19 protein-coding genes and 1 pseudogene are annotated in these 18,795 nt (G+C 44.7%); 16 read left to right on the top strand and 4 right to left on the bottom strand.

The annotated features are described in order from the left end of the window. The first annotated feature begins 102 nt into the window (after window positions 1-102). The 4 genes from WKT03_RS00565 to WKT03_RS00550 all read left to right on the top strand — a co-directional run bounded on the left by WKT03_RS00565 (window position 103) and on the right by WKT03_RS00550 (window position 3,150). Window positions 103-897: a hypothetical protein gene (locus tag WKT03_RS00565; protein WP_340390763.1), complete on the top strand. Its 795-nt coding sequence runs from the start codon at window positions 103-105 to the stop codon at window positions 895-897. A gap of 108 nt (window positions 898-1,005) precedes the next feature. After that, complete coding sequence (locus WKT03_RS00560; RefSeq protein WP_021944201.1) at window positions 1,006-2,064, top strand: D-alanine--D-alanine ligase family protein; 1,059 nt, start codon at window positions 1,006-1,008, stop codon at window positions 2,062-2,064. Between the two features lie 3 nt (window positions 2,065-2,067). Continuing rightward, window positions 2,068-2,505, top strand: a complete 438-nt coding sequence (locus tag WKT03_RS00555) for a DUF1934 domain-containing protein (RefSeq protein WP_021944202.1) — start codon at window positions 2,068-2,070, stop codon at window positions 2,503-2,505. Window positions 2,506-2,511: 6 nt separating this feature from the next. After that, window positions 2,512-3,150 carry a hypothetical protein gene (locus WKT03_RS00550; RefSeq protein ID WP_021944203.1) on the top strand — a complete coding sequence of 213 codons (639 nt, stop codon included), beginning with the start codon at window positions 2,512-2,514 and terminating at the stop codon, window positions 3,148-3,150. 190 nt (window positions 3,151-3,340) lie between these two features. Here the strand turns inward: WKT03_RS00550 and WKT03_RS00545 are convergent, their stop codons facing one another. The 4 genes from WKT03_RS00545 to malQ form a co-directional block, all read right to left on the bottom strand. After that, window positions 3,341-4,126 (bottom strand): CPBP family intramembrane glutamic endopeptidase, encoded by a 786-nt coding sequence (locus WKT03_RS00545; RefSeq protein WP_340390762.1) that lies wholly within the window; start codon window positions 4,124-4,126, stop codon window positions 3,341-3,343. Window positions 4,127-4,128: 2 nt separating this feature from the next. Continuing rightward, on the bottom strand, window positions 4,129-4,686 hold the full coding sequence (locus WKT03_RS00540) for a hypothetical protein (RefSeq protein WP_021944205.1): 558 nt from the start codon (window positions 4,684-4,686) through the stop codon (window positions 4,129-4,131). Window positions 4,687-4,955: 269 nt separating this feature from the next. Then, window positions 4,956-5,693, bottom strand: coding sequence for a lysophospholipid acyltransferase family protein (locus WKT03_RS00535; RefSeq protein WP_340390761.1), 738 nt, complete (start codon window positions 5,691-5,693; stop codon window positions 4,956-4,958). Window positions 5,694-5,708: 15 nt separating this feature from the next. Next, window positions 5,709-7,238 (bottom strand): 4-alpha-glucanotransferase, encoded by a 1,530-nt coding sequence (malQ, locus tag WKT03_RS00530; RefSeq protein ID WP_117784510.1) that lies wholly within the window; start codon window positions 7,236-7,238, stop codon window positions 5,709-5,711. Window positions 7,239-7,619: 381 nt separating this feature from the next. Here malQ and WKT03_RS00525 point away from each other — a divergent pair. The 12 genes and pseudogenes from WKT03_RS00525 (at window position 7,620) to WKT03_RS00470 (ending at window position 18,528) form a co-directional block, all read left to right on the top strand. After that, window positions 7,620-7,989 (top strand): annotated as a pseudogene (locus WKT03_RS00525) (TnpV protein). 366 nt (window positions 7,990-8,355) lie between these two features. Continuing rightward, the gene (gene tet(O) / locus WKT03_RS00520) at window positions 8,356-10,275 is read left to right on the top strand and encodes a tetracycline resistance ribosomal protection protein Tet(O) (RefSeq protein WP_095122938.1); all 1,920 of its coding nucleotides are present in this window, start codon (window positions 8,356-8,358) and stop codon (window positions 10,273-10,275) included. A 51-nt stretch (window positions 10,276-10,326) separates the two neighbouring features. Then, window positions 10,327-10,500, top strand: coding sequence for a cysteine-rich KTR domain-containing protein (locus tag WKT03_RS00515; protein ID WP_002779755.1), 174 nt, complete (start codon window positions 10,327-10,329; stop codon window positions 10,498-10,500). Between the two features lie 490 nt (window positions 10,501-10,990). Further along, a complete protein-coding gene (locus WKT03_RS00510; RefSeq protein ID WP_024376807.1) occupies window positions 10,991-11,500 on the top strand; it encodes a sigma-70 family RNA polymerase sigma factor in 510 nt (169 codons plus the stop codon). Between the two features lie 95 nt (window positions 11,501-11,595). Beyond that, window positions 11,596-12,027 (top strand): sigma-70 family RNA polymerase sigma factor, encoded by a 432-nt coding sequence (locus WKT03_RS00505; RefSeq protein WP_009265004.1) that lies wholly within the window; start codon window positions 11,596-11,598, stop codon window positions 12,025-12,027. A gap of 76 nt (window positions 12,028-12,103) precedes the next feature. Continuing rightward, window positions 12,104-12,577, top strand: a complete 474-nt coding sequence (locus WKT03_RS00500; protein ID WP_009265003.1) for an RNA polymerase sigma factor — start codon at window positions 12,104-12,106, stop codon at window positions 12,575-12,577. A 150-nt stretch (window positions 12,578-12,727) separates the two neighbouring features. Beyond that, the gene (locus WKT03_RS00495) at window positions 12,728-13,759 is read left to right on the top strand and encodes an AAA family ATPase (protein ID WP_009265002.1); all 1,032 of its coding nucleotides are present in this window, start codon (window positions 12,728-12,730) and stop codon (window positions 13,757-13,759) included. Between the two features lie 435 nt (window positions 13,760-14,194). Continuing rightward, entirely contained in the window at window positions 14,195-15,160 is a 966-nt protein-coding gene (mobV, locus tag WKT03_RS00490; RefSeq protein ID WP_009265001.1) for a MobV family relaxase, read from the top strand. Between the two features lie 8 nt (window positions 15,161-15,168). Beyond that, entirely contained in the window at window positions 15,169-16,023 is an 855-nt protein-coding gene (locus WKT03_RS00485) for a ParB/RepB/Spo0J family partition protein (RefSeq protein WP_009265000.1), read from the top strand. Between the two features lie 77 nt (window positions 16,024-16,100). Beyond that, on the top strand, window positions 16,101-16,331 hold the full coding sequence (locus WKT03_RS00480; protein WP_039862476.1) for a YdbC family protein: 231 nt from the start codon (window positions 16,101-16,103) through the stop codon (window positions 16,329-16,331). Between the two features lie 70 nt (window positions 16,332-16,401). Continuing rightward, a complete protein-coding gene (locus WKT03_RS00475) occupies window positions 16,402-16,593 on the top strand; it encodes a hypothetical protein (RefSeq protein ID WP_009264998.1) in 192 nt (63 codons plus the stop codon). A 54-nt stretch (window positions 16,594-16,647) separates the two neighbouring features. Then, the gene (locus tag WKT03_RS00470) at window positions 16,648-18,528 is read left to right on the top strand and encodes a recombinase family protein (RefSeq protein WP_340390760.1); all 1,881 of its coding nucleotides are present in this window, start codon (window positions 16,648-16,650) and stop codon (window positions 18,526-18,528) included. The last annotated feature ends 267 nt before the right edge of the window (window positions 18,529-18,795 follow it).

The raw sequence follows: 18,795 nt of genomic DNA, 5'->3' as shown, positions 1-18,795 counted from the left end.
AAAGAGTGTGAAACAGAATTTGTTTCAATAATAAAGAAATTTAAATATATCAGATATAGACTATTTCGTTAATGTAGATAAAGAAAAATGGAGGTTATGGAAATGGGTAGAGCAGTAAGGGCGGCAGTTGCCGGAATCCTGATCGGTTTATTTTGTGGAACATTATATGTGGAAATGGGAGCACTGAAAAGATTATACAGCGCGAAAAACAGCGTAGAGCAGGTGATGAACCTGATCGAATATGCGGAAGAAAATGAAGATATAGCCTGTGACAGTACAGAGGAAAATTATGCTGGAATAACCAGTGACAAAACTTCACAGACAGACGGTAAGAATGATGGATCGAGCCAGCAGGTGGTAAATGGTCTTGAGCCTTCGGATGGTCAGGATACAGAACGGTCAAATGATATCCAGACTGCATTTCGGATTCTGGATGGCACAACATTAAATGCGTATGAAACACAGAAGCAGTTACAGGAACTGGAAGCAATGTATGATGATATAGCAGGAAATGCAAGTGCGGAGAGTCAGATGAATGCTCAGAATAAGATATCAGATGTTATCCGTATTCGAATAAGATATGAGGGAAATGAGAATTTATCGGATAAGCAATTGGATGAATTTACTTCATATGTTGAGCAGGCGGTACTTTACGGTATAGCCGAGAAGCTTGGCGCAGATTATAACGATCAGGAGAAAAGCATTGTGCGAAAGAATCTGATACTGAGCAAAGAATATATCGATGCCTGTGCAGAGGAAAGTGCAGAAGAATACGGCATCCCGGTTACTGCCTGGTCAGCCTTTGAATACCTGAGCCTTCCGGCAGCAACCTTGAATGGCGTTGCTTATCCGGCCGGGTATTATGAAACTTTGTGTGTGACGTTGAAAAGATTATGACTGACTTTTCCACCTACCCCTAAATCCCCGGAATCCTTGAATTATATAGGTGGTTGTGGTATGATATGAGATATTTTGATTATATATTTCAAAGGAGCTCAAGGGAATATGACTAAGAAAAAACTGGTAGTTATTTTTGGAGGAAGATCATCGGAACATGAAGTTTCATGCATTTCAGTTCAGACAGTTGCCAAAGCGGTGGATACGGACAAATATGATATGACACTGATCGGAATCACAAAGGATGGCAAATGGCTGAAGGCTGACAGCATTGAGAGTATTGCTGACGGAAGCTGGTACGACAGTCAGGTTCGTGCTGTGATTTCACCGGATTCTGCAAAAGAGATTATCATAAAAGATGGCGACAGAATCTATGCGGAGCCTGTAGATGTTATTTTCCCTGTTTTGCATGGTTTATATGGAGAAGACGGTACGATTCAGGGATTGTTTGAGATGGCGGATATTCCATATGTGGGCTGTGGTGTATTTGCATCGGCTGCTGCAATGGACAAATTCCATACAAAGATCATTGCTGATCATATCAATGTAACACAGGCAAAATTCGTTCCTGTAGTAGAAGATGATTTTGATGATCTGGATGTTGCGATGGATCGGGTAGAGAGCGAGTTAAACTATCCGGTATTTGTAAAACCATCATCCGCAGGTTCATCAAAGGGTGTTACAAAGGCACATGACAGAGCCGAGTTAGAAGCTGGTCTGCATGAGGCACTCAACCATGATTCCAAGATCCTTGTCGAGGAGACGATTGTCGGTAGAGAGTTGGAATGTGGTGTACTTGGATATGGCAATCATACAAAGGCATCCGGTGTTGGAGAGATCCTTGCTGCCGCAAATGCAGATTTCTATGATTTTGATGCAAAATACAACAATGCAGATTCCAAGACGATCATCGGGGCAGATATACCGGAAGAAGCTGAGGACGAGATCCGTGCAGAAGCAATTCGTATCTTTAATGCGATTGACGGCTTTGGACTTGCCCGTGTGGATTTCTTCCTTGAGAAAGACACCAATCGTGTAATATTTAATGAAGTAAACACATTGCCGGGATTTACATCGATCAGTATGTATCCAATGCTGTGGGATGCTGAGGGATATGATATCAAGACCCTTGTAAATACCTTAATTGAGATGGCATTTGAAAGATAATTTATGACGACGAGAGATATAAAGATAAAAGTAACGGGTGTGCAGAGTGTTGCCGGAGCGGATGATGAACCGGAGGTTCTGGAGCTTGAGACGCGGGGAACATACTCTGAGAAAAACGGAAACCGCTATATCAAATATGACGAGTTCATTGAAGATGTGGAAGAACCGGTGAAGAATCTTCTGCGGTTCGATGAGCATGCATTACAGCTTACGAAACGTGGCAGCGTGAACACGGTTATGTTATTTGACCGGGAGAAGAACAGCTCGGTGCATTATGCAACTCCGGTTGGACCGATCTGTATGAATATCTGTACGGAGGAATATCATATGGAGCAGTCTGAGAAGGGAATCCGGATTGATATTCGTTACTGTATTGACTTTAACAATGATTATATTACGGATTGCAGTCTGAATGTGACTGCGGACTACGAAGGGGTATAAATATATATGGGTAGTGAGAAATCCTTCGACAGCTTTCTGGGGATTGAAACGATCGCGGAGACAGCATTTGGAGATATGGATGTATGTCTTCCGGTGAACGAAGAAGATAATAATTATGAGGTTACATATTATAATGATCTGGTGACGATGTTCGATGAGATCAGCATGGAGCCGGAAGATACGCTTGTGGATTTTGGCTGCGGACTAGGCAGAGTGCTTTTTTACTGTAATTCCAGACATTACTGCCGGACGGTTGGAATCGAGAACAATGCCAGGGTCTATGACAGACTTCTGACAAATGCCGCAAGCTATCAGAGCAAATTCCTTGATCAGGAGGAACGGATGCAGTTCCTGAATGTGGAAGCGGAGGCATATGAGATCGGAGATGAAGACAATTATTTCTATTTCTTCAATCCATTTTCCGGCGCGACCTTCAAAAAGGTGCTGGATAATATCATCGCATCGGTGCGGAGACAGCCGAGAGATATTGAACTTCTGATCTACTATCCGACATTTGAATATCAGAAAGCAATCCGTGACTGCAACCTGTTCGTTTTAAAGAAGATGATCAAATTGTCCGGTTATGAAGAAGACCCGGATGAGAAGGTTCTGGTATATCATTTGTCACGATATTTTGTAGCGTAGAATAAATAAGGCGGTCTATCTGGCGGACTAGCTTTATATTGACTTGCTGCGATTCCTATTCAATGCACATGTTCTATTCGTAAATACTCCTGTGCCAACTCGTCCTTCGGACTCAAACAGGCACCCGTATTTACTGACAATGTGCATTTCATTACGGAATCTTCGCTAATGTCAATATAAAGCTAGTCCGTCAGATAGACCGCCTTATTAATTTCATACAAATCATAATCAGGATACAGGTGATTCCGATGATTCCCCACAGTATAGAGGCGGAGATTGCTATACTTCCGATCACATAGGAAGAAGCGTTTAAGATCATATGAAGGATCATGCCTGGAATCAGGGAGCCTGACCATACGGCAAGACAGCCCAGAATGATTCCGGCCGGAACGCTGTAGCAGAACTGAACGACATTTCCATGATAACAGCCGAAACAGAATGCTGTGAACAGGATCGCACAGAGGGCGGCATGCTTCGTGTGAAATGCAGAGATAGACAGCTTCAGTGCCACTCCCCGGAAGGCGAATTCTTCTGCGATCGGTGCGAGAAGTGTGACTGTACAGATACGGATGATTCCATTGTTGATGGAAAATGACCGCTGTACCCGTTCATGGTATGAGGTTAGAAGCTCCGGCCTATAAGTGTCGATCAGACGAAGAATACAGGTTGTTAAGAGCTGAAGACTGATACCAAGGATCAGCAGTAAAATAAAGATAACAAAAGCACGCAGGAAAGGATTTTTCTTTCCTGCGTGCTTTGTTTTTGAATGATCGGACAGATAAAAATATCCGAAAATACAGATACAAAGAATATATGAAATACATGATGTGATACTGCCGACAGAATCAGTCTGACTGCCTGTAAGATCACAGATCCGGGTGCCTGCAAGATATACAATATTATGTATCAGTAATGCGGTAACCGGAACCAGACAGGTAATAACTAATTTTCTTAGGTCGACACGAGTATTTATCATGATTACTGGATCTTCTTTGCCCTTTCTTTTTCTTCCTTTGCCTTTGCTTTTCTTGCGGCTTTTTCTTCTTTGCTGAGTTTCATGCTGGCAGTTTCCTGCTCATAAGTCTGCTCGTATTTCTTCTGTTTTGCACGAAGCTTCTGGCTGAATGATTTCTTTGCAGGCTCCGGTGCTTTCTTACCACGAACATTCTTAACGCTTGTGATGTAGATACCGCTGACCATAGCTTTAACTTCGCCACGGACAGGCATAACATCAAAGATTCCATCGTCGCAGATCAGATTGATGATCTGTGGGCCAATCTTGGCTTTAACGATAGGAAGCTTGGCTTTCTGGTAACGCTTTGGAGTTGATTCCAATACCTGTTTCGGAAGATTTGCATCTTTCATAGGCAGCATCTTTTTATCGATGACCAGCATCGTGACAGGCTGTGCGGCCTGAAGCATAGCTTCTTTCTGTGCGCTCTGCTTCTTCTGCAGGCGGTTTCCTACTATGTAAAGTACTACTAAGATTACAACTAATATTGCGATGACGATTAACATCCATCCCCACCAAGGCATAATAAGTTCCTCCTTATATTTCATTATTTGTCTGTGATTGCAAATTGTATATATTATGATTACTTTTGACCTTACCAATCAGGGAACGCTTCCGCTCGTTTCTGCGCTGCATAACTTCGAACTAAGCTCGAAAATACCTCGCTAAGATCTCAGTTACCCCTGCAGCGGTACTAAGATGCCGCCTCTGCGCCATCTAAGGACCGGCGGACTCAAATGTCCCTGTATTGGCAAGTCAAAGTAATCAAATATATATACAATTTGCAATTATATTATTTTTCAATCATAGGCAGATTTTTTAACCGGGCTGCCTGAATCTTACCTGGGATTGCATCCAGAACCTCTTTACGTTCCTTCGGCTTCAATCCACGGATATCAACCGGCTCTAAGAATTCGATCACAACTTTGCTGCTGTGAAGGAAATTATGTTTATTTGCTTCCATACATTTGTCTGTTCCGCAGATAGCAACCGGAATGATCAGACATCCGGCTTTCTGAGCGATCTTGAATGCACCGTCTTTAAATGGCAGCAGTTCGTCGCCCTTATTTCTTGTTCCCTCCGGGAAGATCATCATGGAGTGACCGGATTTGATGATATCAGCAGTCTGCAAAATCGTTTCCAGACCCTTTTTCAGATCGGTACGATCCAGATAGGTGCATCCGATATCATCCATGTATTTGTAAAGCAGAGGTATATCCTTGATATTGTCTTTGGACATGAAGCCAAGAGGCATATCGATTGCATTGTGACAGGATAAAATATCAAAATAGCTTCGATGATTACCAACGAACATGACCGGTTGGTCGGTAGGAATATTTTCCTTGCCGATAATTGTTCGTTTACATCCGGTTAGGAACATAACTGCTCCGAAAAATCCTTTTACCAGCTTCTGAGCCTTGATGTAAGCTTTGTCCTGATCCTTTTTTGCAAGCTGCTTCAGATACAGATGATATGGAAAACAAAATATGATTCCAAGTACTGCAAACAGTACAGTAATAATGGTTTTCAAATATATCCTCCTGTTCTATCTGCCGTAGAGTTTTGCTGTCTCAAATAGACGTTCTTCTAATTTAGTATCCATGTCTTTATCCTCAAAGCGCCAAGCCCAGTTGCCTTCCCCTACACCCGGAGTATTCAGACGAGCCCATGAATCTAATTTCAGAACATCCTGCATAGGAACAACAGCCATATTTGCGACAGATGAGAAACATGCACGGATCATAACCCAGCAGATATCACTGGCATCTGTGCTGAAATAGCGGCGAAGCTTGTCCTTGGATGCTTCGTATGCTTTCTGATACCAACCAAGTGTTGTGTCGTTGTCATGTGTTCCTGTGTAGCATACGCAGTTTCTTGTATAATTATGCGGAAGGAAATCATTTTCTTCCGGATTTTCAAATGCAAACTGTAAGATCTTCATGCCCGGCAGATTGAATTTGTCACGCAATTCGATAACAGAATCGTCAATCTCACCCAGATCCTCAGCGATGATTGGAAGGTCATAGCCAAGATTTGCCTGTAACTGTGTGAAGAAGTTGATACCGGGAGCGGGCTTCCATTCTCCGTTGATGGCGGTTTCTTCGCCATAAGGTACAGCCCAGTACCGGTCAAATCCTCTGAAATGGTCAATCCTTAAGAAATCTGTCAGAGTGAACTGGTATTTGATTCGCTCAATCCACCATTCATAACCGGTAGCGGTATGCTTTGACCAGTTATACAGTGGGTTGCCCCACAACTGTCCGGTCTCTGAGAAATAATCAGGTGGTACACCGGCAACCTCTGTTGGGTATCCCTTTGAATCCAGCATGAAAAGCTCCTGATGGCTCCATACATCGGCACTGTCCCATGCAAGGAAGATCGGAGCATCACCTACGATGCTGATGTTCTTTTCATTTGCGTATTCCTTGATCGCCATCCACTGTGTATGGAATAAGAACTGGATGAAATCATAGTAACCGATCTCATTTGCAAGCTTCTTTTCCCATGTGGTACGCTGTCTTTTGGTAGGTGCTTTCAGGGAATCCTCCCACATATACCAAGGCATTCCTTCATGGAAATCCTTACCTGCCATAAACAGGGAGTAGTCAGCGAGCCAGGAGGAATCCTTTTTGAAAGAAGCAAATGCTGCCATCTGTTCCTCGTCTGTTGATAATCCGTCCTCGTAGTCAGGATCAGTAAAACGTTCGTAAGCGAGCTTTAACAGCTTTGTCTTAAATGTGATCAAGGTTCCGTAATCGATGTGAACGGGATCCCATTCCGGCATATCATTAAAATCATCTTCTGACAGAAGCTTGTATTCTTTTAATGCATCAAGGTCAATAATTAACGGCTGACCGGCAAATGCGGAGAATGGCTGATATGGTGAATCACCAAATCCGGTATGTCCAAGTGGAAGTACCTGCCACAGATTCAAGCCCGAATTTGCCAGAAAGTCTATAAACCGGTATGCACCTTTGCCGAGATCACCGATTCCGTAAGGACTTGGAAATGAAGTCGGATGTGCCAGAATACCAGCGTATTTCTTTGGCTTTTTTTCATGGTTGTTTTCTAACATGTTTATCCTCTTTTCCTATTATTATATTGACGTTTTTGGTCTGGTCAGATATATCTGTCTGCCCGAACATCATAAAACCTCATTTTTCCTTGAAAAATCAAGGCGGTGTGGAAAAAACACCGTACGTTTTATTATACATAAAACGAATTATTCTTACAAGCCTGAAATTGGGGGAAGTCGCAGTCCGCCTGTCCGCCTCTGTCGGTCTCCTTGGCTGGTATGGGTGGCTGGCATGTGCAACGAACGGAAATCGCAGCAAGCCATTTATAGTGGGGAGGCCAACTGCCCATGCCAGCCACCCATACCAGCCAAGGAGACCGACAGATGTAGGACGGATTTTGCGGACATTCAAAATAAAAAAGAATGTGGAGGTAACAGACAATGGCAAAATCATTATTTGAGGAACTGGGCGGCAAATACGAAAGGCAAGGGGATTATTTGATACCGTGCTTAACTGTACCCGCCGAAGAAGAACAGGCAATAGGCATCTGGGGGCAACGGCATTTAGATTATCTAAAACAGTACTGTAAAGTTACATACGCCAATCTTCTTACAAGCGGCAGGCTAAACGCCTACCTTGCCGACATCAACAGACAGGCACAGGAACGCTTTGAAAGGCTCATAGAGGGTATGAAACAGGCACAGGGCATAACGGCTAAAGGCAGAAAACGCCTTAGAACGGACAGGATGCCTCAATAACATAAGGGCTTGTGCGAGGGAGATTGTGGAAAAGGAAATTATTTTTGCATAAACAGATGATTAGTGGCAGGGGGAAATCCTGCCGCTTTTTCTGCTTTAGTTTGTCAGCTTGACAAATAAAGGGTTAAGGAATATAATTAGATTCAGTATTATACAAGGAGTTAATAAATATGCGGCAAGGTATTCTTAAATAAACTGTCAATTTGATAGTGGGAACAAAAAGTAGCAGTCCCGTTTCACTTTTAATATGGGGCTTGGTTTTTTGTACCCAGTTTAAGAATGCTTTTATCATGTAATTTTATATGCCCGAAAACATATAAGTGTTTTGGGGCTATTGGAGTTATTTACCCAGTGATAGGAGTATTTATCACTGGGTATTTTTATGCCCTTTTTTGGGTGTTGATAGGAGGAAAATCACATGAAAATAATTAACTTAGGCATTCTGGCTCACGTTGACGCAGGAAAGACAACATTAACGGAGAGTTTATTGTATACCAGTGGTGCAATTGCAGAACCAGGGAGCGTAGATAAAGGCACAACAAGGACAGATACAATGAATTTGGAGCGTCAAAGGGGAATCACTATCCAGACAGCAGTGACATCTTTTCAGTGGGAGGATGTAAAAGTCAACATTATAGATACGCCAGGCCATATGGATTTTTTGGCGGAAGTATACCGTTCTTTATCCGTATTAGACGGAGCAGTATTATTAGTTTCTGCAAAGGATGGCATACAGGCACAGACCCGTATACTGTTTCATGCACTACAGACAATGAAGATTCCGACAATTTTTTTCATCAATAAAATTGACCAAGAGGGGATTGATTTGCCAATGGTATATCGAGAAATGAAAGCAAAGCTTTCTTCGGAAATTATAGTGAAGCAAAAGGTTGGGCAGCATCCCCATATAAATGTAACAGACAATGACGATATGGAACAGTGGGATACGGTAATTATGGGAAACGATGAACTATTAGAGAAATATATGTCAGGGAAACCGTTTAAAATGTCAGAACTGGAACAGGAAGAAAACAGGAGATTCCAAAACGGAACGTTATTTCCCGTTTATCACGGAAGCGCTAAAAACAATCTGGGGATTCGGCAGCTTATAGAAGTGATTGCCAGTAAATTTTATTCATCAACGCCTGAAGGTCAATCTGAACTATGCGGGCAGGTTTTTAAGATTGAATATTCAGAGAAAAGGCGGCGTTTTGTTTATGTGCGTATATATAGCGGAACATTGCATTTGAGGGATGTTATTAGAATATCTGAAAAAGAGAAAATAAAAATCACAGAGATGTGTGTTCCGACAAACGGTGAATTATATTCATCCGATACAGCCTGCTCTGGTGATATTGTAATTTTACCAAATGATGTTTTGCAGCTAAACAGTATTTTGGGGAACGAAATGCTGTTGCCGCAGAGAAAATTTATTGAAAATCCTCTCCCTATGCTCCAAACAACGATTGCAGTAAAGAAATCTGAACAGCGGGAAATATTGCTTGGGGCACTTACAGAAATTTCAGATGGCGACCCTCTTTTAAAATATTATGTGGATACTACAACGCATGAGATTATACTTTCTTTTTTGGGGAATGTGCAGATGGAAGTCATTTGTGCCATCCTTGAGGAAAAATATCATGTGGAGGCAGAAATAAAAGAGCCTACTGTTATATATATGGAGAGACCGCTTAGAAAAGCAGAATATACCATCCACATAGAAGTCCCGCCAAATCCTTTCTGGGCTTCTGTCGGGTTGTCCATAGAGCCGCTCCCTATTGGAAGCGGAGTGCAGTATGAAAGCAGAGTTTCACTTGGATATTTAAACCAATCGTTCCAAAATGCGGTTATGGAGGGGGTTCTTTATGGCTGCGAGCAGGGGCTGTATGGATGGAAAGTGACAGACTGTAAAATCTGTTTTGAATATGGATTGTATTATAGTCCTGTAAGTACCCCCGCAGACTTTCGGCTGCTTTCCCCTATCGTATTGGAGCAGGCTTTAAAAAAAGCAGGGACAGAACTATTAGAGCCATATCTCCACTTTGAAATTTATGCACCGCAGGAATATCTCTCACGGGCGTATCATGATGCTCCAAGGTATTGTGCAGATATTGTAAGTACTCAGATAAAGAATGACGAGGTCATTCTGAAAGGAGAAATCCCTGCCAGATGTATTCAAGAATACAGGAACGATTTAACTTATTTCACAAATGGGCAGGGAGTCTGTTTGACAGAGTTAAAAGGATACCAGACAGCTATTGGTAAATTTATTTGCCAACCCCGCCGCCCGAATAGCCGTATAGATAAGGTTCGGCATATGTTCCACAAGTTAGCTTAACAGCTTGCAAAAGTCATATAAAATGAGATTTGAAAGGATTAGAGACTAATTATGATGAAATGCGAATGGATATTGTGTCCTGTTTGTGGGAGCAAAACCCGTAATAAAATTAGGAAGGACACTGTTTTGGAGAATTATCCCCTTTATTGTCCAAAATGCAGACAAGAAAGATTGATTAAAGTTGACAACTTGAAGATAACTGTCATCAAAGAGCCAGACGCTTAAGACGCAGAGCCGATGAAATTGTGGAACAATTCACGAATCATCGGCTCTTTTTGTTTCGTATTTGAAAGAACAAACTCACCAAATAAAAAAAACGATATTCGGGTGGGTTATTTTGTTATACCCTAAATTACCCTCTGAATTTGTTTTTAAATTTGGAGGGATTTTTTTATGTCCTTTTTTCGGGCAGTTATCTATCTGCTCATACGAAGCAAAATTTATCAATACATAGCATATCAGAGAACGGCAGGAAACCAGTTAAAAAAATTTCTGCCAGTGCAGCGGTACTTCCTGCCTTGAAAGTAGAAGTACAATCTCCATACAATAGAATTACTATTTCCTATAACCGTAAAGGTCACAGAGCCTTTGCGGTTTTTCTTTTGTCGATTTTTGTTGGAAAGTGCCGTAGGGCTGTTTCTGATATGCGGTGTCGTTCTCCGCCTCTCCATCTGGATTTTTTACATTTCAAAAATTCAGATGGGAGGTATTTATGGTGAAATATGCACCAAGAAAGGTATTTATCAAAGAAAGCGGCAGATATGTGGAACTGTCCTACATGGATTTCTGCCGCCGCAGGGAATCCGACCAGACCTACATGGACAAGCTGTTTATTCCCGTTCAAGGCTGTCTGCTTGAAGTCGTGAGGGAGCAATACACGGACTTCTACCGAGATAAGGAACGGTGGCGTTATCTGAAAAAATTAGATACGAAGAACAGCCTGCTTTCTCTGGATGGATTTACGGACAGCGAGGGGAAGCCTTTAGACTTTATCGCTGATGAAGCGGCGGACATTGCGGAAACCGTTGTCAATGCGGTTATGGTGGACAGGCTGAAAGCCGCCCTGCCTTTGCTGTCGGATAGTGAACAGGAATTGATACAGGCAATCTTTTTTGACGGACTTTCTGAGCGTGAAGTCGGGGCGAGGTTCGGCATAACCCAGAGCGTTGTGAACAAACGCAAAGCCAGAATCCTAAGAAAACTAAGAAAGATAATAGAAAATTAAAATTTAAGGCGTTCAGCCCCCTTGTTTTTTCCTTTGGGAAAATGAGGGGGTTTTTCTCTGCCCTCTCAATCAATTCTGATTGGAGGAAAAGAAGCATGGCATATAACCACGGACGGGAGGACAGGAAATGGCGTATCTGGAAAGAAGCGGAGGAAAAGCTGCTGCGTGAGTGCGGCGTTGATGAAGCGACCATTGAGCAGATACGCATTGCGGACAGGGCAGACTTCAATTCCAACAGGCGGTTTTACCGATGGACGAATGACGTTGCGGAATACCTTGAGGACATGGCAGACAGGGAGCGGCAGACGGAGGTGGGTACGGTTGCGGAGTTACTGGACGAGATTGAGAGCGAAAATCTTTATCAAGTATTAGTCACGGTGGACGGACGTACCTTGAAAATCGTCCTGCTGAAAATGCAGGGGTATTCCACAAAAGAAATTGCCCCGCTCGTGCATTTGACGACTGGTGCTATTTACGCAAGGTTAGACCATCTGCGGAAGAAGCTACGAAAATTTTATAGCGTCTAAAACAGCCTGCCGTCCTGCGGGCTACTGGGTGAGGGATGGAAATCCCCTCACTCATTTTTTGCAGGAGGTAAGCAGGATGACATACAGAGTTAAGGCATACACGCTTCGGGAGGAATCTACGGAAAGCAGCACAAGGTATTTTATCAGCTTTAAGGACGGGCAGGGCAAATCCCACGAGTTGGAAGTGTCGGAACAGTTCTTTATGGAGTTTCGGCAAATGGAACGCAGGAACAGGAATCTTCTCCAATGGGACGAGCGGCACAGGGAGTTTTCGGAAGTATGGGACGAAACGCTGAACAGGCGGGCGTTAAAGCTGCCTAAGAGCATTGAGGAACAAATGATTGAAGCAGAACGGGCGGAACTGCTTTGTAAAGCGGTTGACAGACTGCCAGAGATACAAAGGCGGCGTTTCCTGCTCTACTACGAGTACGAATTTAATTTTTATCAAATCGCTGCGATGGAGCATTGCACCGCTTCGGCAATACAGAAATCTGTTGCGATTGCAAAGGAGAAAGTAAAGGCGGAAATGAAAAAGTATCTCCAACCGTGACCGACACCGCCCGAAAAAGAAATCCGTTTTTTATTTGTACGGGATTGGCGGCATTACATACTCTCATTTTTTTCATGGGAGTAAATCTATTTTTAAGGAGGTCAACGCTTATGTGCAACAACAAGATAACTGCCCGAAAGGAGGAAAGCCATGCAGAAGTTACAGACAGTCAACGCCGAAACGCTCCTTTATGAGCCGCTTGAGAAGCCGTCCTTTGTGGTGGACAGTCTTATCCCGACAGGCTTGTCGCTGTTCTGCGGCTCACAGAAGATAGGCAAGAGCTGGCTCATGCTGAAGCTATGCCTATGCGTGTCGCAGGGAATCCCTTTATGGAACATGCCGACAATGGAGGGCGATGTGCTTTACCTCTGCCTTGAGGACACGTTCTGCCGCATACAGGACAGATTATTCCGCTTGACGGATGAAGCAAGCGGGCGGCTTCATTTTGCCGTGGCAAGCTGCAAGCTGTCAGACGGTCTTATCGTGCAGTTGGAAGATTATCTGAAAGACCATCCAGACAGCAGGCTCATTGTGATTGATACCTTGCAGAAAGTCCGAACCGCATCCAAAGACAATGCCTACGCAAGCGACTATGGGGACATCTCCCTAATCAAAGATTTTGCCGACAGGCACTCTCTGGCGGTCATTGTCGTACACCACATCCGAAAGCAGAATGACAGCGACGTGTTCAACAAGGTGTCTGGGACGACAGGCTTAACGGGGAGTGCAGACGCTACCTTTGTGTTGGAAAAGGAGAAACGGGCATCCGACACCGCCAAGCTGTATGTGACGGGCAGGGACACGCCTTATCAGGAATACACGCTGCGTTTCCGTGATTGCAGTTGGGAACTTGTGGAGAGAAAAACACAGGAGCAGCTTGCGAAAGAAACGATACCAGACGTCCTTTTTCGGTTGGTGGATTTTATGAGGGATAAGGAAGAATGGGCAGGCACGGCAACGGAACTGTTAGCCGCTATGGGGGAAACGGAAACCATACCCACAGTGATTACGAAATGGCTGAATGAATACCGCACCACATTTTTAAGCGAGAACCGTATCTGCTACCAGTACAGCCGCAGGAAAGACGGCAGGCAGATTGCCCTTGCAAGGAGGGCGGGTGACAGCGGTGACGGTGGTGACAGCAGTTTTGGGATACCCCCTGTTACTGTCATTGACGCTTAAAGCCATGTAAAGTTGGCGGTTCTGCCCTGCGGGTGACAGCGGTGACGGCGGTGACAGTGATTTTAGGATACCCCGCCGATGTCATCCCTGCGGGAGAACACCCCGCAAACGCAAAATGCAGGCGTGGGATTCACCCGCCCTTTTCGGGCGTGTAAAACCACCCCTGCGGTCAGAAAAATCTCTCCGATTTTTCCGACTGCGTTTGCAGGGTGTAACACACTACACTTTGCCCTGCAAAGTCGTGTGCCAGACGTTCCCTCTGGACTCCCTTAAAGCAGGGCTGTCGCCCTGCTATCCTGCGCCTTGCGGCTTCGGATAAAAGAATATCGGGGTGACGGTGACGGCAATAAGGGGGTATCCCAAAACTGCTGTCACCGCCGTCACCGCTGTCACCCAAAGGGCAGTTACTCGCCGAAGAAAGGAAGATGATGGATTATGCCCTATGCAATCCTGCGTTTCCAGAAACGCAAAGCGGGCGGCGTTGCGGCTTGCGAACGCCACAATGAGCGGAAGAAAGAAGCCTATAAAAGCAATCCAGATATAGATATGGAACGCTCGAAAAATAACTACCACCTTGTAAAACCGCCACGTTACACCTACAAGAAAGAGATTAACCGCATGGTAGCCGAAGCGGGGTGCAGGACGAGGAAAGACAGCGTGATGATGGTGGAAACGCTTATCACGGCTTCACCAGAATTTATGAACAGCCTGCCGCCAGAGGAACAGAAAGCGTATTTTACGATGGCTCTGGATTTCATTTCGGAACGTGTCGGGGAGAAAAATATCCTCTCCGCTGTTGTCCACATGGACGAGAGAACGCCGCATATGCACCTCTGTTTTGTGCCGATTACGCCAGACAACAAGCTGTCAGCAAAGTCTATTTTAGGCAACCAGAAATCATTATCCGAGTGGCAGACTGCCTACCATAAGCGGATGTCCTCACGGTGGAATCAGCTTGAACGGGGTCAGTCCTCAATGGAAACGAAACGGAAACACGTCCCCACATGGCTCTATAAGTTGGGCGGCAGGCTTGATAAACAGTATGAGGAAATCGTGTCTGCCCTGTCCGACATCAACGCCTTTAATGCAGGGAAGAAGCGTGACAAGGCACTGGAACTGATTGCGGCATGGCTCCCAGACGTGGAGAAATTCTCAAAGGAAATCAGTAAGCAGAGTGCCTATATCGACAGCCTAAAGGAGCAAATCGGACAGGAATCAGACTATGCGGGGCGTATGCGTGATGAAAAGTATGAGCAGGAACTAAAGGTGCAGAAAGCGAATCAGAAGATATTTGAGTTGCAGAGAACCAACGAGCAGATGGGGCGGCTGCTGTCAAAAATACCGCCAGAAGTGTTGGAAGAATTGCAGAAAAACCATAAAAGCAGAGTGAAAGAAAGGTAGATATGTGAATGAAGAAACAGGATTTTAAGGTGTTAAAGACCAAAGACTTGTACCCGTTTCCCGACAATCCGTTTCATGTGGCAGAGGATGAAACGTTGTCAGAGTTAGCGGAAAGCATCAAGGAATTTGGCATTGTCACGCCGATAATCACACGCCCGAAAGAGGACGGGAACGGCTATGAAGTGATTGCAGGACAGCGGCGTGTCCGTGCTTCTGAGCTTGCAGGGATAAATACCGTGCCTGCGTTTGTCCTGCCCTTAGACCGTGACCGAGCCATCATTACCCTTGTAGACAGCAATTTACAGCGTGAAAATATCCTGCCGAGCGAGCGGGCGTTTGCCTACAAGATGAAATCCGAAGCCATGAAGCGGCAGGGTTTCCGCACGGATTTAACCTCGTCACAAGTTGTGACGAAGTTGCGGACGGACGACAAAGTGGCACAGGGCTTCGGCGTGGGCAGGATGACCGTACAAAGATTTATCCGCTTGACGGAATTGATACCGCCGATTTTGCAGATGGTGGACGAGGGGAAAATCGCCCTCACTCCTGCGGTGGAGCTGTCCTTTTTGAAGAAAGACGAGCAGGAAAACCTCTTTGCCACGATGGAGAGCGAAGAAGCAACGCCCTCACTCTCACAGGCACAGCGGATGAAACAGTTAAGCCAGAGCGGGCAGCTTGACATGGATACGATATTTGCGATTATGACCGAGGAAAAGGGAAACCAGAAAGAAACATTGAAAATCAACACAAGCAAGCTGAAAAAGTATTTTCCGAAGAACACAACGCCGAAACAGATGGAGGAAACCATCATCAAACTTTTGGAGCGTGAGTTGCAGAGGAAACGGGGCAGGGACAGCCGCTAATCTTCTCTTTTCGGAAAGTAAATATGAAACTCTGGACGGATAAAAACCAGAAAGCCAAGACAGAAAAGGGGCAGGGAATGAAAGAAATCCAATATGAGATTGTAAAGGAAATCGCCGTATTGTCTGCGAGTGACAGCGGATACACAAAGGAAATCAATCTTATCTCATGGAACGGGAGAGAGCCGAAATATGACATCCGCAGTTTTTCACCGAACCGTGAGAAGTGCGGAAAGGGTATCACGTTGAACGCTGATGAAGCGGCGGCACTCCTTAAAGCATTACAGAAGGAAGTAAACAGCGGGGATTGATGGTATCTGATTGACAGGACGGGGCGTTTCCAGACGTTCTCCTGCCCTGTCTGGAAAGGAAGATTTAAGTATGGGTGAGGATAAGAAAACAGATAAAAAGAGAAAGCGTGTCGTGCCGAAAGCACCAGTGCAGATGATAATCAGCCGTGAATATGTCGGCACACAGACAGTCACAGAAGCATTTATCCCGATTATCTCCGAGGATATTCGGAAGAAGATTGCCGAGGGTGACACCTTCGACAATGAGGGGATATCCGCTTAGAATGTACGCAATGGGACATGAAAACAGATAGGACAGATACGGAGGTTTTACAGTATGGCAGGAATAAGAACGGAGAACAAGATTTATGAAGTCGGCATGTACTGCCGCTTGTCAAAGGACGATGGCACGGATAACGAGAGTGCGAGCATTGCGACACAGAAATCCATCCTCACGGATTATGTGAAAAAGCAGGGATGGCACTTAGCAAAAACGTATGTGGACGATGGTTACTCTGGTACGAATTTCCAAAGACCAAGTTTCCAGAACATGATTAAGGACATTGAAAACGGTCTGATAAACTGCGTGATTACGAAAGATTTATCACGTCTGGGGAGGAACTATCTTGACTGCGGACTGTATCTGGAAGTGTTTTTTCCAGAGCATAACGTGAGGTATATAGCGGTCAATGACGGCGTGGACACGCTCAATAAATCAGCGATGGACATCACGCCTTTCCGCAACATCCTAAACGAAATGTACTCTGCCGATGTGTCGGTCAAGATAAAATCGGCGTACCGAGCGAGGTTTCAGCAGGGGAAATTCATGGGGACGACAGCACCATACGGATATGTCAAAGACCCCGCCGACCATAATCACCTGCTGATAGATGACAAGGTTGCCCATGTGGTAAGGGAGATATTCGACCTTGCATTAGCGGGCAACGGAATCGCCAAAATCCGCAAGCACATCAACAAACAGCATATCCTACGCCCTGCCGCTTATGCAGTGGAGCAAGGGGCAACAGGCTATGAGCGGTACTTTGAGGGTAACGAGGAAAACCGTTATATTTGGAGCGAGAACAGCGTAAGGGGCATTTTAAGAAGCCCGATATATGCGGGAAACCTTGCAGGCTACAAGCGGATTGCCGCCAACATGAAAAGCAAGAAACGCCCCTCTAAGCTGCCCGAAGAATGGGAAGTGATACCAGACACCCATGAGGGGATAGTCACGCAGGAGGAATTTGATACCGTACAGCAGCTTATTACAAGCCGCAGATTACCAGAAAACAAGGGCGGCTTTGAGAACATCTTTGCAGGCGTTATTAAGTGTGCGGACTGCGGTTATGCCATGCGGGCTATGAGTGCCAACAGGAGGAAACGCCCCGACATCATCGACTGCGTACAATATTCCTGCAATAATTATGGCAGATACGGTAATATCATGTGTACCGCACACAGCATTGAAGCGAGGGACTTGTTCAACGCTGTCCTCACCGACATCAACCGATTTGCGGATATGGCGGTCAATGATGAAAAGGCGGTGAGGGCGATTGAAAAGCGGCTCACGGAAACAGACCATAGCAGGGCAAAGGCACTGGAAAAGGAGCAGAGAAAGCTGAACAAACGCCTTGCGGAACTGGACAGGCTGTTTTCTTCCCTTTATGAAGATAAGGTGATGGAGCGTATTACGGAGCGGAATTTTGAGATGATGTCGGGGAAATACCAGAAAGAACAGCTTGAAATTGTAGCAAGGCTGAAAGAGGTAACGGAAACGCTAGGCGACAGCTATGAGAAGTCGCAGGGTGTCCGTGATTTCCTCTCCCTAATCCGCAACTATCAAGGAATTAAGGAACTGGACGCAACCATCATAAACGCACTCATAGACAAGATACTTGTTTCGGAACGTGAGAAACTTGCAGACGGGACAGTAAGACAGGAAATCAAGATTTATTATAAATTCATCGGCTTTGTCGGTGAATTACATATCACGCCCACAAAGCGGTGGACAGCGTTAAAGCCTAAGAATTGTACGGTGTGCGGTGTTGAATATGTTCCCCGCTCTGGCATATCGAAGTATTGTCCTGCTTGTGCCAAGAAGATACAGAGGGAGAAATCAAACGAGAGCAAACGCAGGAGCAGGGAGCGAAACAGACAGGCATGTATTGAACTGTCCGCAAAAAATGACCGACTGAGGCGGGCAGACAGGTTGTGTTAGTTTTATAAAGTTTTGTTTATGATCTTCATAAATACATCAGAAAATAAACACAGTTTAGACACACTTCCCTTATATACTGTGTATTGTAAGAGTTTTTCATTTATTTGAATCCTCTCTCCCCTCATTTTTTGCAAGTGGTAATAAATCTTTCCCCGGTTTGTTACCACTTGTTTTTTGTTTTATAATATTGTTTGGGTGCAAAAGAGTCGTATGCGGCTCTTTATTCTTGATAAATTATTACTTTTCGGCTAAAATAAGATTTGATCT

The organism is Coprococcus sp. HCN-4056, from assembly GCF_037892645.1.
Lineage (GTDB): Bacteria > Bacillota > Clostridia > Lachnospirales > Lachnospiraceae > Coprococcus > Coprococcus ammoniilyticus.
The sequence above is the reverse complement of the archived record's forward strand: the minus strand, read 5'-3'. Positions and strand labels throughout refer to the sequence as shown.

What these genes read in the sequence shown, in the direction of transcription:
- WKT03_RS00565 (WP_340390763.1), top strand. Translation starts at nt 103, where the DNA reads ATGGGTAGAGCAGTAAGGGCGGCAGTTGCCGGAATCCTGATCGGTTTA.
- WKT03_RS00560 (WP_021944201.1), top strand. Translation starts at nt 1,006, where the DNA reads ATGACTAAGAAAAAACTGGTAGTTATTTTTGGAGGAAGATCATCGGAA.
- WKT03_RS00555 (WP_021944202.1), top strand. Translation starts at nt 2,068, where the DNA reads ATGACGACGAGAGATATAAAGATAAAAGTAACGGGTGTGCAGAGTGTT.
- WKT03_RS00550 (WP_021944203.1), top strand. Translation starts at nt 2,512, where the DNA reads ATGGGTAGTGAGAAATCCTTCGACAGCTTTCTGGGGATTGAAACGATC.
- WKT03_RS00545 (WP_340390762.1), bottom strand. Translation starts at nt 4,126, where the DNA reads ATGATAAATACTCGTGTCGACCTAAGAAAATTAGTTATTACCTGTCTG.
- WKT03_RS00540 (WP_021944205.1), bottom strand. Translation starts at nt 4,686, where the DNA reads ATGCCTTGGTGGGGATGGATGTTAATCGTCATCGCAATATTAGTTGTA.
- malQ (WP_117784510.1), bottom strand. Translation starts at nt 7,238, where the DNA reads ATGTTAGAAAACAACCATGAAAAAAAGCCAAAGAAATACGCTGGTATT.
- WKT03_RS00515 (WP_002779755.1), top strand. Translation starts at nt 10,327, where the DNA reads ATGATGAAATGCGAATGGATATTGTGTCCTGTTTGTGGGAGCAAAACC.
- WKT03_RS00505 (WP_009265004.1), top strand. Translation starts at nt 11,596, where the DNA reads ATGGCATATAACCACGGACGGGAGGACAGGAAATGGCGTATCTGGAAA.
- WKT03_RS00500 (WP_009265003.1), top strand. Translation starts at nt 12,104, where the DNA reads ATGACATACAGAGTTAAGGCATACACGCTTCGGGAGGAATCTACGGAA.
- WKT03_RS00495 (WP_009265002.1), top strand. Translation starts at nt 12,728, where the DNA reads ATGCAGAAGTTACAGACAGTCAACGCCGAAACGCTCCTTTATGAGCCG.
- mobV (WP_009265001.1), top strand. Translation starts at nt 14,195, where the DNA reads ATGCCCTATGCAATCCTGCGTTTCCAGAAACGCAAAGCGGGCGGCGTT.
- WKT03_RS00485 (WP_009265000.1), top strand. Translation starts at nt 15,169, where the DNA reads ATGAAGAAACAGGATTTTAAGGTGTTAAAGACCAAAGACTTGTACCCG.
- WKT03_RS00480 (WP_039862476.1), top strand. Translation starts at nt 16,101, where the DNA reads ATGAAAGAAATCCAATATGAGATTGTAAAGGAAATCGCCGTATTGTCT.
- WKT03_RS00475 (WP_009264998.1), top strand. Translation starts at nt 16,402, where the DNA reads ATGGGTGAGGATAAGAAAACAGATAAAAAGAGAAAGCGTGTCGTGCCG.
- WKT03_RS00470 (WP_340390760.1), top strand. Translation starts at nt 16,648, where the DNA reads ATGGCAGGAATAAGAACGGAGAACAAGATTTATGAAGTCGGCATGTAC.